This is a genomic window from Mesorhizobium sp. M5C.F.Ca.IN.020.29.1.1, from assembly GCF_003997375.1.
GTDB lineage: Bacteria > Pseudomonadota > Alphaproteobacteria > Rhizobiales > Rhizobiaceae > Mesorhizobium > Mesorhizobium wenxiniae.
This window is the reverse complement of sequence record NZ_RZSW01000015.1, coordinates 1-14333: the sequence shown is the minus strand read 5'-3', so window position 1 is coordinate 14333 and position 14333 is coordinate 1. Positions and strand designations below refer to the sequence as shown.

The 14333-nt window shown below is 62.3% G+C and carries 12 protein-coding genes; 2 read left to right on the top strand and 10 right to left on the bottom strand.

What is annotated here, in order from left to right:
- Positions 1–81 precede the first annotated feature (81 nt).
- Positions 82–789 carry an XRE family transcriptional regulator gene (locus EOA85_RS02660; protein WP_127208258.1) on the bottom strand — a complete coding sequence of 236 codons (708 nt, stop codon included), beginning with the start codon at positions 787–789 and terminating at the stop codon, positions 82–84.
- A gap of 255 nt (positions 790–1044) precedes the next feature.
- Here EOA85_RS02660 and EOA85_RS02655 point away from each other — a divergent pair, with 255 nt between their 5' ends.
- Complete coding sequence (locus tag EOA85_RS02655; protein ID WP_127208257.1) at positions 1045–2403, top strand: NAD(P)/FAD-dependent oxidoreductase; 1359 nt, start codon at positions 1045–1047, stop codon at positions 2401–2403.
- Positions 2404–2437: 34 nt separating this feature from the next.
- Here the strand turns inward: EOA85_RS02655 and EOA85_RS02650 are convergent, their stop codons facing one another.
- Complete coding sequence (locus tag EOA85_RS02650) at positions 2438–3463, bottom strand: serine hydrolase (RefSeq protein WP_127208256.1); 1026 nt, start codon at positions 3461–3463, stop codon at positions 2438–2440.
- Between the two features lie 419 nt (positions 3464–3882).
- On the opposite strand from EOA85_RS02650, the gene EOA85_RS02645 reads away from it, so the two are divergent.
- Complete coding sequence (locus tag EOA85_RS02645) at positions 3883–4410, top strand: gamma-glutamylcyclotransferase (protein ID WP_127208255.1); 528 nt, start codon at positions 3883–3885, stop codon at positions 4408–4410.
- A gap of 157 nt (positions 4411–4567) precedes the next feature.
- On the opposite strand, the gene EOA85_RS02640 is transcribed toward EOA85_RS02645, so the two are convergent.
- From EOA85_RS02640 to EOA85_RS02605, 8 genes are all read right to left on the bottom strand, one after another.
- Complete coding sequence (locus tag EOA85_RS02640) at positions 4568–5170, bottom strand: sulfotransferase family protein (protein WP_127208254.1); 603 nt, start codon at positions 5168–5170, stop codon at positions 4568–4570.
- Between the two features lie 233 nt (positions 5171–5403).
- Positions 5404–7386, bottom strand: coding sequence for an ABC transporter permease subunit (locus tag EOA85_RS02635; RefSeq protein ID WP_127208253.1), 1983 nt, complete (start codon positions 7384–7386; stop codon positions 5404–5406).
- Positions 7383–8468, bottom strand: a complete 1086-nt coding sequence (locus EOA85_RS02630) for a glycine betaine/L-proline ABC transporter ATP-binding protein (protein ID WP_127208252.1) — start codon at positions 8466–8468, stop codon at positions 7383–7385. The genes EOA85_RS02635 and EOA85_RS02630 overlap by 4 nt, the downstream gene beginning before the upstream one ends.
- Positions 8469–8543: 75 nt before the next feature.
- The gene (locus EOA85_RS02625) at positions 8544–9518 is read right to left on the bottom strand and encodes an ABC transporter substrate-binding protein (RefSeq protein WP_127208251.1); all 975 of its coding nucleotides are present in this window, start codon (positions 9516–9518) and stop codon (positions 8544–8546) included.
- Between the two features lie 438 nt (positions 9519–9956).
- Positions 9957–10742, bottom strand: coding sequence for an SDR family oxidoreductase (locus EOA85_RS02620; RefSeq protein WP_127208250.1), 786 nt, complete (start codon positions 10740–10742; stop codon positions 9957–9959).
- 8 nt (positions 10743–10750) lie between these two features.
- A complete protein-coding gene (locus EOA85_RS02615) occupies positions 10751–11515 on the bottom strand; it encodes an SDR family oxidoreductase (RefSeq protein WP_127208249.1) in 765 nt (254 codons plus the stop codon).
- Between the two features lie 134 nt (positions 11516–11649).
- Positions 11650–13158 carry a sugar ABC transporter ATP-binding protein gene (locus EOA85_RS02610; protein ID WP_127208248.1) on the bottom strand — a complete coding sequence of 503 codons (1509 nt, stop codon included), beginning with the start codon at positions 13156–13158 and terminating at the stop codon, positions 11650–11652.
- Between the two features lie 17 nt (positions 13159–13175).
- A complete protein-coding gene (locus EOA85_RS02605; protein WP_127208247.1) occupies positions 13176–14114 on the bottom strand; it encodes a sugar ABC transporter substrate-binding protein in 939 nt (312 codons plus the stop codon).
- Positions 14115–14333 lie beyond the last annotated feature (219 nt).

Below are 14333 nucleotides of genomic sequence, written 5' to 3'. Positions count from 1 at the left end.
CGCCGAGCCACCTCTCCCCCACTTCGTGGGGGCGAGGAACCCACGCTGGAATGAGGCGCAGTCCTTCGCAGACGAACCCGCTCAACCCGCACTACCCTGCGGATAGCAGATGATCGAGAGATAGCGCATCGGCAGTTGCGTCAGCTGTTCCGGGCCGTGCGGCGCGTCGGCATCGAAGAACAGGCTGTCGCCGGGCTTCATCGGATAGAGATTGCTGCCATGCCGGTAAACAACCTCGCCTTCGAGCATGTAGAGGAACTCCATGCCTTCGTGCTGGAAGGTCGGAAACACATCGGAATCTTCGGTCAGCGTGATCAGATAGGGTTCGACGACGACGCCGCTGGTGTTGGAGCCGATATGGCCGAGCAGATTGTACTGGTGGCCGGCACGCGTGCCGCGCCGCTCGACGTCGAGGCCTTCGCCGGCCTTGACGAAGACGGCGCTGCGCTCTTCCTCGAAACGGCGGAAGAAAGCGGTGACCGGAACACCGAGCGCCCGCGACAGTGCCTGCAAAGTGGTCAGCGACGGCGAAGTGATGCCGTTTTCGATCTTCGACAGCATGCCAAGCGAAATGTCTGTGGCAGCCGCAAGATCGGCAACGGTGATGCCGAGTTTTTTGCGAAACGCCCGCACCTCGCGGCCGATCGCGACCTCCAGGACCTTTTCGCGGGTGTCGCGAACGGCGTGCGGGTCCTGGGTCAGTGGAGTCCGGATCGTTACCACTCCCTTCGGCAATGGCTTGGCCTTGGCGGCTGCCCCATTCCTGAAATTGGAAGCTTTCTTCGCCATCTCGCCACCCGGTTCTGCGGATTTATTTCACTCACGGTGAACATATTCGGTGCGGATACAGAGCGCAACTGCGACAGCAACCCACTTTATGTCGAACGGCGTTCTCTCCGGATTTCGGGCGTCGGCGGTTTTGCCGAAAATCCGGTCTGGGGAAACGTGGTTTCAGCACAAGGCCTGTTGACAGCATCGAAGGGGCAATTACTGTCCTGTCAGTGAAATTTGTTTCGTTAGGGAAATGAGACCGGAGGCTTTGCAATGAAAAGTCGTGTTGCCGTCATTGGAGCCGGACCTTCCGGCATGGCCCAGCTTCGAGCCTTCAAGTCGGCTGCCGACAAGGGCGCCGATATTCCGGAAATCGTCTGCTTCGAAAAGCAGTCCGACTGGGGCGGCCTGTGGAATTACACCTGGCGCACCGGCCTCGATGAGCATGGCGACCCGGTGCACGGCTCGATGTACCGTTACCTCTGGTCGAACGGACCGAAGGAATGCCTCGAATTCGCCGACTATACGTTCGAGGAGCACTTTGGCCGTCCGATCGGCTCCTACCCGCCGCGCGCCGTGCTGTGGGACTACATCAAGGGCCGCGTCGAAAAATCCGGCGTGCGCCAATGGGTGCGCTTCAACAGCCCGGTGCGCATGGTGACCTTCTCCGACACGACGAAAAAGTTCACCGTCACCGCGCATGACCGCACCAACGACGTCACCTATTCGGAAGAGTTCGACAACGTCGTCGTCGCCTCGGGGCATTTTTCCGTGCCCAACGTCCCCTATTTCGAGGGTTTCTCGACCTTCAACGGCCGCATCCTGCACAGCCACGATTTCCGCGACGCCATGGAATTCAAGGACAAGGATATCCTGATCATCGGCCGCTCCTATTCGGCGGAGGATATCGGCTCGCAATGCTACAAATACGGCGCCAAATCGATCACCTCCAGCTACCGCTCGAAGCCGATGGGCTTCAAATGGCCGGACAACTGGAAGGAAGTGCCGCTGCTGCAGAAGGTCGTCGGCAAGACCGCGCATTTCAAGGACGGCAGCACCAGGGATGTCGACGCCATAATCCTGTGCACCGGCTACCTCCACTCCTTCCCGTTCCTCACGGAGGATCTGAAGCTCAAGACCGCCAACCGCATGTGGCCGGACGGGCTCTTCGAGGGCGTCGTCTGGGAGAAGAACCCGCGGCTGTTCTATATCGGCATGCAGGACCAGTTTTACACCTTCAACATGTTCGACGCGCAGGCCTGGTTCGCCCGCGACGTCATCATGGGCCGCATCAAGCTGCCTTCGGCAGAAGTGATGGCCGAACACGGCAGGAAATGGCGGGCGCGGGAGGAAACGCTGGAAGACGCCGAGCAGATGATCTGGTTCCAGGGCGACTACACCAAGGAATTGATGGATCAGACCGACTATCCCGGCTTCGACGTCGAGGCTGTCAATCAGACCTTCATGGAGTGGGAACACCACAAGATGGAAAACATCATGGGCTTCCGCGACAATGCCTATCGCTCGCTGATGACCGGCACGATGGCGCCGCTGCACCATACGCCGTGGCTGCAGGCGATGGACGATTCGATGGAATCTTATCTGGAGGTGAAAGGCGTCGCGGCGGAGTAAGGGCTTCCTCGCCGCACATCTTGCGCGACATGCGTCAGTTGCTGCGAGCCTCGTGCACGTCTTTCGTCGCCTCAATGATCCGCTCGAGCAGGGCATGGAGATCGTCGCGGTGGCCGCTGCGGCCGGCGGGGCCGTTTTCATCGGATGTCATGACCACGGTCAACGCGCGCCCGGGCACAACATAGACCATCTGCCCGCCATACCCCCACCCGTAGAAGACCGCTTCGCCCGCGATCTGACGGATGAACCAACCATAGCCATAACCGTCACCGGTGAAACGGGACGCGGTGCGTGGCTGCCAGGAGAGCTTGATCCAATCGGCCGGCACGAGCTGCCGTCCGCCGCGGCTCACCCCGCCGTTGCGGTAGAGCTCGCCAAAGGCCAGCAGCGAGCGCGGGCTCATGGCCATCTGGTTGCCGCCGAGATAGATGCCCTGTGGGTCGCGGTCCCAGGCGGCGATGGAAAAGCCCTCCTGCGGCCCCAGCCATTCGCGTGCCAGTGCCAGGGTTGAGCGGCCGGTCCGCCGCGTCAGGATCGCCGAAAGGAGATGGGTCGAGCCGGTGGAATAGAGCATGGTACCGCCCGGATCGTCGTCGAAGGGCATGGCGAGCGCTGCCCGCACCCAGTTACCGCTTGCCACCCAGCGCCCGTAGTTTGGGCCGGAGGTCCGACCCAGCCCTGCCTGCATGGAAAGCAGATGACCGATCGTAACCTGCTGGAGCCGCGGATCCACGTCGGCGGGCAGGTCGGCCTGAAGAAGCGGAGCGATCTTCTGGTCAGTGCCTTGGAGCACGCCCTTGTCGATGGCGATGCCGACGAGCGCGGAGATAATCGACTTGGAGGCTGATTTTATGTTGGCAGCACGTGCCGGAGAGTGGCCGCGATAGCCACGCTCCGCCACCAACGCGCCCTCATGCGCGATGGCAACCGTGCGCAGCGGCGTCAAGCGCTCGGCCTCATCAAAGAGCTTTTCAAGCCGCTCCCCCAAGCCGTCCGCACCGTGAGCAGCGAGGGAAAAGATGAGGAGAAAGGCTAAACTCACGGTGGGGCGCTTCAGCATGAAACCAGCCTGGGACGCATTTCTGGCAATACAAAGGTGACGCGGGCTAGCAAAGACGTCTGCCTCGCACAAGATAGTCGGATAGGGCAGCGTCCGGGGCAAGGCAGCGGCTATTCGAGCATCAGCAGCTCCCCGAACCGGAGTTTCTGACCCGTTCCAGTCGTTCTCGCCGCAGCCTAATGGTGCGAATCTGACACTTGATGCCTTGGTCGACTGCTGCGAGTGTGGCGAGCCATGGCCCCGAAACCAAGTCAAATGCGGCTAACGCCCGAGCTGGTCGCCAGAGTCCTCAGTGTGGACGATTCTCTGCCACAGCCCTTCACCGCGCCGTCCGACGCCGACCACGATGACACCGTCCGGGCGATACTTGCCCCCGCACCGTCAGGTGACGAGGTCTGGCTCTTTGCCTTGGATCGCTGATGTGGAACCCGGCCTGTGATTTCGTGGACCAGCGGGTTGGCTTGGTGCCCGGGTGGCACCGCTCCTTCTGCCTCGGTTGGGACCGGTGGTTTCGAGGATCAGACAGGCTACCCGGTCTCATGTTGTCGCTCGACCGTGGCGGGCAGTGCAAGGGCGCGGTCTATCGCCTGCCGCCGGATGCTATCGAGGCAAATCTCGGCAGGCTCTTTCGTCGTGAGATGCGCGCCAAGCCGTCCGCTCATTCGCCGCGTTGGGTGAATGTTCGCACCGAGAACGGACCGCTCCACGCGATCACCTTTGTGATTAACCGGAACAGCGGACGCTATGTCCGCGGGCTGTCGCTGGAACAGATCGCCGACGCGCTCGCGCTCGCGTGCGGTCCGTGGGGTTCCATGGCCGACTATCTCCACAGCACTGTAAGTCACCTTGAAGGTATGGGGATTCACGACAGGCAATTGTGGCGTTTGCAGGAGTTGGTAGGCGAACGCATCGAAGCGTCGACGGCCGAAGATCTTCCCGCGAAATGAGCCAACGGCACTCAACCCTCAGACCATGACCACTAGTGGATTGAATTCATCGTCTGATGCCCTCGCGTGGACGTTGAGGATGCGCTGACCCTCGCAGGGGGAACCGAGATCTGACTACGATGGCGGTCGCGGGATTGCTCTGAGGCCAGGCCGCCGTTCAGCGCCCTATGCGAGCACGAAATTCGGCAGTCGAATTGGTGCGTGGAAACGGTTCGGTAGGCAATTGTACCCCGAGAAAGGCACACAGCGACTCCCACCCTTCGGAGACCTGATAGGTAAGAAGACGTTCGGAAGGTAGCGTGGCTCTCACCGCGGCGTTATGTGCTTCATAGACGGCTATTGCTTGATCACGGTCATTGAAGCGACCGCCAAAGACGCCATTGCCAACTACCGCCACACCGAAGGACTGTGGGTCATTGCTGCCAGCGTCCATGGCGAGTCCTATCGTTTGCGCCACACTGTTATACCAGGGTTCGGGGTCACGGACGGTGAGGACAACCTTTGCATCAGGGTAGTGATCGCTCACTTCGCGCCAGAAATGCGCCGTTGGCCAATCGACCGCGGAACGATAGCCGGCATATGCCACATCCCAGTTCGGGAGTTGTCCCTGGCCAGCGGCGCGCCACAGCACTTTCTGTTCGGGATTGGCATTCACGTCTGCCATGTGGTGGCAAGGCCCGAACCCAAGATGCTCTAACGCGAGCTTCAGCGAAAATGTGCCAGTGCGGCCCATGCCCGCGCCAATGACATCTAGAGCCATGAGCATCCCCAAGGCGACTTCAATCGATCAAAATACCGCTGTTCCCTTTATTTCGCTACATATTTGAAGGTTAGCTCCGGGTCGGGTACGGAACGTCCTCTTTCTGTTGCATCTGTCCTGAAAGCTGACCTTCCGCTTTCGGCCCTGATGCAGACATTTTTGCGATCAGCTTGGCAAGGACAGCTTCTGTGCAAGCTGCCGTTTCGCGGGGCGCGCGACCCTCTATTTTCCGGCTATCCCAGCCTTGCCCGTGCTTTCGCCGTCCAGGCGTTGAACAGCCGGTCGGCGATGATGCCGATGAAGGCGATGGCCAATCCGGCGACGATGCCGCGGCCGGAATCGGCCTTGGACAGCGCAATGAACACTTCCTGGCCGAGATCGCGCGTGCCGACCATGGCGCAGATGATGATCATCGCCAGCGCCATCAGGATCGTCTGGTTGACGCCAAGCATGATCTCGGGCAACGCCAGCGGCAGCTGCACGCGCAGGAACGTCTGGCGCTTGGTGCAGCCCGACACCTTTGCCGCCTCGATCAGTGCCGGCGGCACCTGCCGGAGGCCGTAATTGGTGTAGCGAATGGCAGGCACCACGGCGAAGGCGACCGTGGCGATCATCGCCGTCACGTCGCCGACGCGGAACAGCATCACCACTGGAATGATGAAGCAGAACGACGGCAGCACCTGCAGCGTGTCGATGACCGGCGTGACGACCTTCTCGACGCGGTCGCTGCGCGAAGCCATCAGCCCGATCGGGATGCCGATCAGGCAAGCGATGAAGGCCGAGATGCCGCACAGGTAGACCGTCGCCATGGTCTTTTCCCACAGGCCGGTCACCGCGCAGAAGATGGTCAGCGCGGCGACCAGGACGGCGAGGCGCAGGCCGCCGAGTTGGTAACCGGCAAGGCCAAGCAGGAACACCGCGCCCAGCCACGGGAAGCCCTCGCAGAAGGCGCGCACCGGGTTCAGCACATTGAGGATCAGCGCCACGCGAAACGCTTCGATCGTGTCGAAGAAGTTGATCGTGATCCAGCTCACCGCTGTCTTCCACATCGGGGCGGTGGTGAAAGTGATCGCTTTCGGCACCGCCGCGAACGCCGGCACAAACAGGCCAAGCAGCGTCGTGACGGCAAGGACGGCGATGGCCAGCGTCAGATTGGGGTAGCGGCGCCAGAAGCTCGGGCTCACCTCCTGATAAACATGGCCTTGCGCGTGATTGCGCGCGATCGCCTGGCTCAGCCGGTCGAGCGCGATTGCCAGCGCGACGATGGCAAGGCCGGCTTCCATTGCCTCGCCGACCTTCAGCGCGCGCAGCGCCAAAAGCACGTCGTAGCCGAGGCCGCCGGCGCCGATCATCGAAGCGATAATCACCATATTGAGCGCCAGCATGATGACCTGGTTGACGCCGACCATCAGCGCTGGACGCGCCGACGGCAAAAGCACGCGCCACAGTTTCTGGCGCGCCGTGCAGCCGGCCATCTCGCTGAAATCGTCGATCTCGGACGGCACCCGCGACAGTCCCAGCATCGTCGCGCGCACCATTGGCGGCGTCGCGAAAATGGCCGTCGCGATCATCGCCGAAACCGGACTGTTGCCGAACAAAAGAAGCATCGGGATCAGATAGGCGAAGGTTGGGATGGTCTGCATCAGATCGAGGGCAGGAGAGATCAACAGCCTCTCAGCCCATGGCTTGCGCCACGCCCAGATGCCGACGAACAATCCGGTGACGATGCAGAACGGCACGGCGATGGAGATCAGCCCAAGCGTAAGCATTGCGCTGGTCCATTGGCCGAACAGCGCGATGTAGAGGAAACAGCCGCCGACAAGCGCGCCGAGCTTCCAGCCGCCGGCGGCGCGGCCGGCCAGGAATGCAGCAATGCAGACGCCGACCCATGACAGGCGCGGCAGGACGACCATATCCGCGCCACGGCCGATCTTGAAATTCTTGGCAAGCAGATTGAGCGCGAAATCGAGCGGCACGCCGAGCGCCGCGGTGATCGACCGCGTCAGCCAGGAGAAGTTCGACTTTATCAGGTTCATCAGCGCGCTGACCCAGTCGGCGACGGAAACGATTGCGCCGGCCGGATAGTTGACTGCCCAGGGCAGCCTGTCCTGTAGCAGGAACACGGCAAGCACGGCGGCAAAGGCGCAGGCCCAGACCACCAGCCAGAGCTGAACCGGCCGCGATCTCGCCTCGCTGGTGCTTGCCGTCACCGTCATGCGCTAGCCCCGCGACGCTCGATCCCGGCCAGAAGATCGATCACGGCTTGCGGTGTGACCTCGCCGATCGGCTTGCCAGTGCCATTGACCACCGCGAACGGCTTGCCGGCCGACACAATGCTTGCCGAAAAACTTGATATCTTGGCGTCCGGCGCGACCACGCCGCCATGCTCGGTGCCATCGCAGGCGCGCATCAGGCTTCGCGCCGAGATCACCTTGGCGCGGTCGACGTCGCGGGTGAATTCGGCGACATAGTCGGTCGCCGGATTGACCACCAGCTCTTCCGGCGTGCCGATCTGGATGACCTCGCCGTCCTTCATTATGGCGATGCGGTCGGCCAGCCGGATGGCCTCATCGAAATCATGGGTGATGAAGACGATGGTCTTGTGCAGCATGGTCTGCAGCCGCATCAGCTCGTCCTGCATCTCACGGCGGATCAGCGGATCTAGCGCTGAGAACGGCTCGTCGAGAAACCAGATTTCCGGCTTGGTGGCGAGGCTGCGGGCGATGCCGACACGCTGCTGCTGGCCGCCGGAAAGCTCGCGCGGATAGAAATGCTCGCGACCGCGCAAGCCGACAAGCTCGATGACCTCGCGTGCACGTGCTTCGCGCGTCGGCCGGTCCTGTCCCTGGATGCCCAGGGGAAAGGCGATGTTCTCCAGCACGTTCAGATGCGGCAGCAGGGCAAAATTCTGAAACACCATGCCCATGCGGTGACGCCGCAGCTCGATCAGCGCGGCATCGGAAATCTTGAGAAGGTTCTTGCCCTCGAACTCGACCTTGCCATGCGTCGGCTCTACCAGCCGCGACATGCAGCGCACCAGCGTCGATTTGCCGGAGCCGGACAGGCCCATGATGATGAAGATCTCGCCCTGGCGGATTTCGAGGTCGACGGCGCGCACCGCGCCGACCAGCCCGGCCGCGACGACTTCCGCCATGCTGGCCTTGCCGTCACGCTGGCGGATAAAATTGGCCGCGTTCGCCCCGAACAGCTTCCAGACATTGTAGCAGGCGAGCTTTATCGGGCGGGCATCCTTTGGCGTGCCTGCTGCTTGTAGCACCTGTTCAGTCGTATCGGCCATGCAGTCGTCCTTCTGGAATATGGAATAGAGACCCGGCCATGAATGACCGGGTCTCGCAGTTTCCAGTTGGAACGATCACTCGGCCCAGGCTTTCCAGTCGGCTTCGTGCGCGGCGATCCAGGCAGCGGCGACGTCTTCCGGCGTCTTGCCTTCGAGATCGATCTCGCCGCTCATCTTGTTGAGCTCGTCCGTGTCGACCGTGTAGTTTTTCGCGACCTTGTAGGCGACCGGCCATTTGTCCTTCATGCCGGCCCAGGAATATTTCCAGATCTCGCCATGCGGCTTGCCGCAGTCATATTTCGCTTCAGGGTTTACGCCCCACTTCGGGTCGTTGTAGCACTCCGGCGTATAGTCGGGGAATTCGACCCATTCGCCCTTGTATTTGGCCGGCGCCCAATGTGGCGAATAGACCCACAGCATGATCGGCGCCTTGCGCTGATAGGCCGAATCCAGCTCGGCGAACATCGCCGCGTCGGTGCCGGCATGGATGACGGTGAAGGGCAGCTTCAGCGCCGCGGCACGCTCGTCGTCAAAACCTTCCCATGTCACTGGACCGCCAAGATAGCGGCCGTTCGGCGCCGTTTCCGCCGTCGAGAAGGCTTCGGCGCATTTCGGGTCCTTCAGCGCCTCCCAGTTCGGCAGGCCCGGGCATTTCTCCTTCATGTATTTGGGATACCACCATTCTTCCTTGGCCTTGGGCCCAAGCTTGCCGAGCCGTTCGGTCTGCCCGGTCGCATCCGAGGCCTTCATGGCTTCGCCGGCAGTCGTGTCCCAGAATTCCAGAGCGACAGCGAGATCGCCATTGGTGAGGCCGGTGGTCAGGCTGGAGAGATAGTCGGCGGTCGGGTACTCGACCGTGTATCCAAGCTTTTCAAGAATGCCGCCAAGGATCTTGGCGTTCAGATTGACGCTGGTCCAGTCGAATAGCGCGATCTTGATCGGATCATTGGATTCTGGCGCCGCAGCCTGGGCCGAAGGCGCGAGTGCACTTGCCGCGGCAAGTGTTAAGGCTCCCATTGATAGTCTCGAAATCATACTCCGCAGTGACATGCCTGTTCTCCTGTCAAGCTCTGGTGGAAGTTATCGTTCGTTCCCTTCTTGCGTCTTTTTTGATTGTGTTGGAAAAGCTGGTCGTTGCGCAAGTCCATTGGCACCAAATTGCTCTCGGCGCAAAGTAGGCGCAGACGGAATGATGCCCAATTCGATGAAGATGTCGTGCGGGACGGGATCGCGTCATGGCTGCCGTGCTGCCGAAGCAGTGATCCGCGGATCGATCGCCGGTTTTGCGGCGCCCTCAAGCTTGCGAGCCATCAAGGTCCCATGATGTCGGCTGTCGGCAGTCACCGAAGCCATTTTCATGGGATGAAATTATATATACCAACGTTCATGTCGCGCAACGACTAACGCGGCGCGAATCGCGCAATTCGGCTGCAGTTTCGCCGCCTGCCGATTATATCAGCAGATTGACGCGTGAACCTGCCCCGTTGCTCACGACATGATCAGCCCGCCATCGACATTGATGGTCTGACCGGTGATGTAGGCGGCGTCGCTGCTGGCCAGAAAGCTGACCAGCCCGGAAACGTCCTCGCCGCTGCCGGCGCGGCCCATCGGGATGTTCCTGACCCATTCGGCCATCAACTCGCCGGGCTTGTAATCGCCCATCAGTCTGCCCCATGCCGCGTCGTTATAGGCCCACATGTCGGTGTCGATGATGCCGGGGCAGATCGCGTTGACGGTGATCTTCTCCTTCGCCACTTCCTTGGCGAGGCTCTGGGTGATACCGACAACGCCGAATTTCGAGGCGGCGTAGTGCGGCGTGTAGATGAAGCCCTGGCGAGCCTGGCCGGATGCGGTGTTGATCAGCCTGCCACCGTCGCCATGCTTGCGGATGCGCGCGATCGCCTCCTGGCAGCACAGGAACACGCCTTTGGTGTTGACCGCCATCACCTTGTCCCATTCGGCCTCGGTCATCGCCTCGATCCTGGTGATGGTGATGACGCCGGCATTCTGCACGGAGATGTCGACACGGCCGAACTGCTGCTCGGCCAGATCGTAGAGGGCGGCAACCTCGTCCTTCTTGGTCACGTCCATGCGCAGCGATGCGACCCTGGCGCCTTCCGCCTTCATTCCGGCGGCGATCTCGTCGACGCGCGGGTCGATGGCGCTGACGACGACCGCAGCACCTTCCGCCGCAAAGCGCCTGGCCATCGCCGCACCGATGCCGCCGCTGGCGCCCGTGATGACCGCCGTCTTACCCTGGAATCGCTTCTGCATTTTTTCTCCTACCAGCAGACGAAGCCGCCATCGACGATCAGATCGATGCCGGTGACGAAACTCGAAGCCCGGCTGGCCAGGAACACGGTCGGGCCGACCATCTCCTCCGGCGCCGCCATGCGCCCCATCGGCGTATCGCGCTCGAAGATCCTGACCTGGTCGGCGACCTCCGGCCGCTTGTTCATCGGCGTCAGCGTGTAGCCGGGGCTTACGACGTTGACGCGCAGGCCGCGATCGGCCCATTCCATGGCGAGGCTCCTAGACATATGGATGACGGCGGCCTTCGACGAATTGTAATGCGCCTGGGTCAGGCCGCGATTGACGATCGAGCCCGACATCGACGCGATGTTGACGATCGAGCCCTTGCGCCGCGTCAGCATTGCCCGCGCTTCGGCCTGGCACGACAGGAACACGCCGCTGACATTGACGTCATAGAGCTTTTGCCATTTCTCCAGCGAAAGCGTCTCGGCCGGCTCGGCCGCGGCGACGCCGGCATTGTTGACGGCGATGGTCAGCGCGCCCAGTTCCGTTTCAGTGCGTTCGATCGCCGTCGCGAGATCGGCCTCTGAAGTCACTGTGCCGGTCAGCACCAGTGCCTTGCGGCCAAGCTCCGAGATCCTGTGCGCCGTCTCGTCCAGCCCGCCTTTCGAGGCATGGCCGAAACAGGCGATATTGGCGCCGGCCTCGGCCAGGCCGATGGCGATTGCTTGCCCGATGCCGCTGCCGGCGCCGGTGACGAGAGCAACGTCCCCATGAAGATCGAATAGTTTCATCGAAATGTTTCCTGTTGAGCCGCCGGCCTAGGAATGAAGGGGCGCCAGCCTCGGCTGGCGCCCCGCGCGGTCCGGTGCTTGGGAGAATACCACCTGCTGCGCTTTGTTCCGATTCCCCGATCGCCGGTTACGTCCTAGCTTGTGGCGAGCTCCATGACGGCGACGTTGCTTGCTTCGCTGCGATCGAGAATGCCGCGCTGGCGGCCACGGCTCAGCACCAGCACGCGATGCGAAAGGCCGAGCACTTCCTCGAGGTCGGAGCTCACCACCACCACCGCCATTCCGGAGCGGGCGAGGTCGGCGATGACATCGTAGATCGCGGCGCGGGCGCCGACATCGATGCCGCGTGTCGGCTCGTCCAGGATGAACACCTTGGGCGGCCGTGAAATCCATTTGGCGATAATCACCTTCTGCTGGTTGCCGCCGGAGAGCTTGCTGATCGCCTGGTTAGGCCGGCCCTTGACGCCGAGCCGGCTTATGCCGGCCTCGGCGAATTTCTGCACCGCCTTCGGAAACACCCAGCCATTCGGCGCGACATGGTCGAAATTGCCGATTGCCAGATTCTCGCCGATGGTCTGGTCGAGAACCACGCCTTGCGCCTTGCGGTCTTCCGGCACCAGCACGACGCCGGCCTTGATCGCCGCCGCCGGGCCATTGAGGTGCACCGGTTTGCCGGCGACGCGCACCGACCCCGACGAAATCGGATCGGCGCCGGCGATCGCCCGTACCAGTTCGGTGCGGCCGGCGCCGATCAGCCCGGCGATGCCAAGGATTTCGCCGGTCCGCACCGAGAAGCTGACATTCTGAAAACTGCGTTCCGGCGAGGACAGGTTCTCGACTTCGAGCAACGTCTCGCTGCCCGGCTCCGAGAGCGGCGGGAACATCCGCTCGACGCTGCGGCCGACCATCTGCTCGACCACGGTGCGCACCGGAATGTCGGCGCGCTCGTGCCGGGCGACGATGCGCCCGTCGCGCATCACCACCACGCGGTCGGCGATCTCAGCGATCTCGTCCAGCCGGTGGCTGATATAGATGAAGGACATGCCCTCCGCCTTGAGCTTGCGGATCTGCTGGAACAACAGTTCCGTTTCTTCGCTGCCAAGCGCTGCTGTCGGTTCGTCGAAGATCAGAAGCTCGGCATTGAGCGTCAGTGCCTTGGCGATCTCGACCTGTTGCTGGGCGGCGATGCGCAGCGTGCGCACCTTGCGATCCGGCGAAACATCGAGGCCGAGGCGCTTCAGTTGGGCCGATGCCCGCGCATTCATAGCCGCGCGGTCGATGCGGCCGCCGCGCATCGGCAGGCGTCCGACATAGACGTTCTCGGCGACCGAAAGATCCGGCAGCAGCTTCAGTTCCTGGTGGATCATGCCGACACCGGCGTCGATGGCCGCGGCGGGAGAGGCGGGGGAATAGGGTTTCCCCCGCCATGTGATGCTGCCGGCATCGGGTTTGGTCGACCCGGCGATGATGTTCGAAACGGTGGACTTGCCCGCGCCATTTTCTCCAAGCAGCGCCACGACCTCTCCCGGCCGCACCTCGAAGCTCGCATCGGCCAGAACCTGGACCGGTCCGTAGCTCTTGCAGAGGCCGCTGACGAAGAGCCCCAGATGCGGGGTCTGCGTATGGCTGAGATCCAAGGCCATCGTTTCGTTACCGATTGTCAGGGATGCTTGGCGATGAACTGGTCGACATTGTCCTTGGTGGTCAGCGTCGCGTCCTGCAGCTGTTCTGCGGGAATGGTTTCGCCGGCTACCAGCTTGATCGCCGCGTCGACGGCAAGCCGGCCCATGCCTTGTGTCTGCTGCGTCGCGGTTACGTCGAAGACGCCGCCCTTCAGTGCCTTGAGCGCCGCCACGTCGCCGTCGAAGCCGGCAACCCAGACCTTGTGGCCGGGATTGGCGACCTTGACCGCCTGCGCGGCACCGAGCGCCAGCGCATCCGCCTGGCCGATGACGATCGACACGTCGGGATGCGACTGCAGCAGGTCCTGCGTCAGCTTGAAGCCTTCGTCCTGATGCCAGCCTTCGCTCCACAGCTCGCCGACCACCTTGATGTCGGGATAGCCGCTCAGCGCTTCGCCGCAGCCCTTCGACCGGTCGACCTCGGGCGTCGTGCCTTTCTGGCCATGGATGATGATCAGCTCGCCTTTGCCGCCGGCCTGCTTGGCAATGTAGTCGCACACCGCCTTGGCCGATGCCACGCTGTTGGTGGCGATGAAAGTGTCGCCGGGTGCGCCCTCGGCATTGCGGTCGACATTGATGACCGGGATGCCGGCAGCCTTGGCCGTCTTGGTCGGCACGGTGGCGGCGGTGGCGCCGGCCGGGATGTAGATCAGCGCATCGATGTTCTGCGTGATCAGGTCCTGCACCTGGCTGACCTGGGTCGCCGAATCGCCCTTGGCGTCGACGGTGATGATTTCGATGCCCTTTTCCTTGCCGTAGGCTTCGACGGACTGCTTGATCTGGTTGAAGAAATCGGCCTGCAGATTGGCGACGGCAAGGCCAAGCTTCTTGGTCTCCTTGGCCGACGCCATCTCGGACAGTCCGAGCAGCGGAATGACGGCCGCGGCAGCAAGCAGCAATGAACGTTTGGTCAGCATGTGTTTCCTCCGTTGATGTTCAATCTGTTCTGCCGGCGCATCACGGCGCCCTTGGCCGAACAACTCCCAGTTCGGATCACCGATCCGTTTTCGCCCGGACACCCTGGCGAATTCTTCATTGCGTTCTGCGCCGCCACGTATCCGTGGCCACCGCCAGCGCGATCACCACGCCGATCACCACCTGCTGGATGAAGGGCGACACGCCGAGCAGGTTCAGAC

Excerpts from the sequence above, each read along its gene's own strand:
- EOA85_RS02625 (WP_127208251.1), bottom strand. The coding sequence starts at position 9,518 with ATGTCACTGCGGAGTATGATTTCGAGACTATCAATGGGAGCCTTAACA.
- EOA85_RS02635 (WP_127208253.1), bottom strand. The coding sequence starts at position 7,386 with ATGACGGTGACGGCAAGCACCAGCGAGGCGAGATCGCGGCCGGTTCAG.
- EOA85_RS02605 (WP_127208247.1), bottom strand. The coding sequence starts at position 14,114 with ATGCTGACCAAACGTTCATTGCTGCTTGCTGCCGCGGCCGTCATTCCG.
- EOA85_RS02660 (WP_127208258.1), bottom strand. The coding sequence starts at position 789 with ATGGCGAAGAAAGCTTCCAATTTCAGGAATGGGGCAGCCGCCAAGGCC.
- EOA85_RS02645 (WP_127208255.1), top strand. The coding sequence starts at position 3,883 with ATGTGGAACCCGGCCTGTGATTTCGTGGACCAGCGGGTTGGCTTGGTG.
- EOA85_RS02655 (WP_127208257.1), top strand. The coding sequence starts at position 1,045 with ATGAAAAGTCGTGTTGCCGTCATTGGAGCCGGACCTTCCGGCATGGCC.
- EOA85_RS02640 (WP_127208254.1), bottom strand. The coding sequence starts at position 5,170 with ATGGCTCTAGATGTCATTGGCGCGGGCATGGGCCGCACTGGCACATTT.
- EOA85_RS02620 (WP_127208250.1), bottom strand. The coding sequence starts at position 10,742 with ATGCAGAAGCGATTCCAGGGTAAGACGGCGGTCATCACGGGCGCCAGC.
- EOA85_RS02615 (WP_127208249.1), bottom strand. The coding sequence starts at position 11,515 with ATGAAACTATTCGATCTTCATGGGGACGTTGCTCTCGTCACCGGCGCC.
- EOA85_RS02610 (WP_127208248.1), bottom strand. The coding sequence starts at position 13,158 with ATGGCCTTGGATCTCAGCCATACGCAGACCCCGCATCTGGGGCTCTTC.
- EOA85_RS02650 (WP_127208256.1), bottom strand. The coding sequence starts at position 3,463 with ATGCTGAAGCGCCCCACCGTGAGTTTAGCCTTTCTCCTCATCTTTTCC.
- EOA85_RS02630 (WP_127208252.1), bottom strand. The coding sequence starts at position 8,468 with ATGGCCGATACGACTGAACAGGTGCTACAAGCAGCAGGCACGCCAAAG.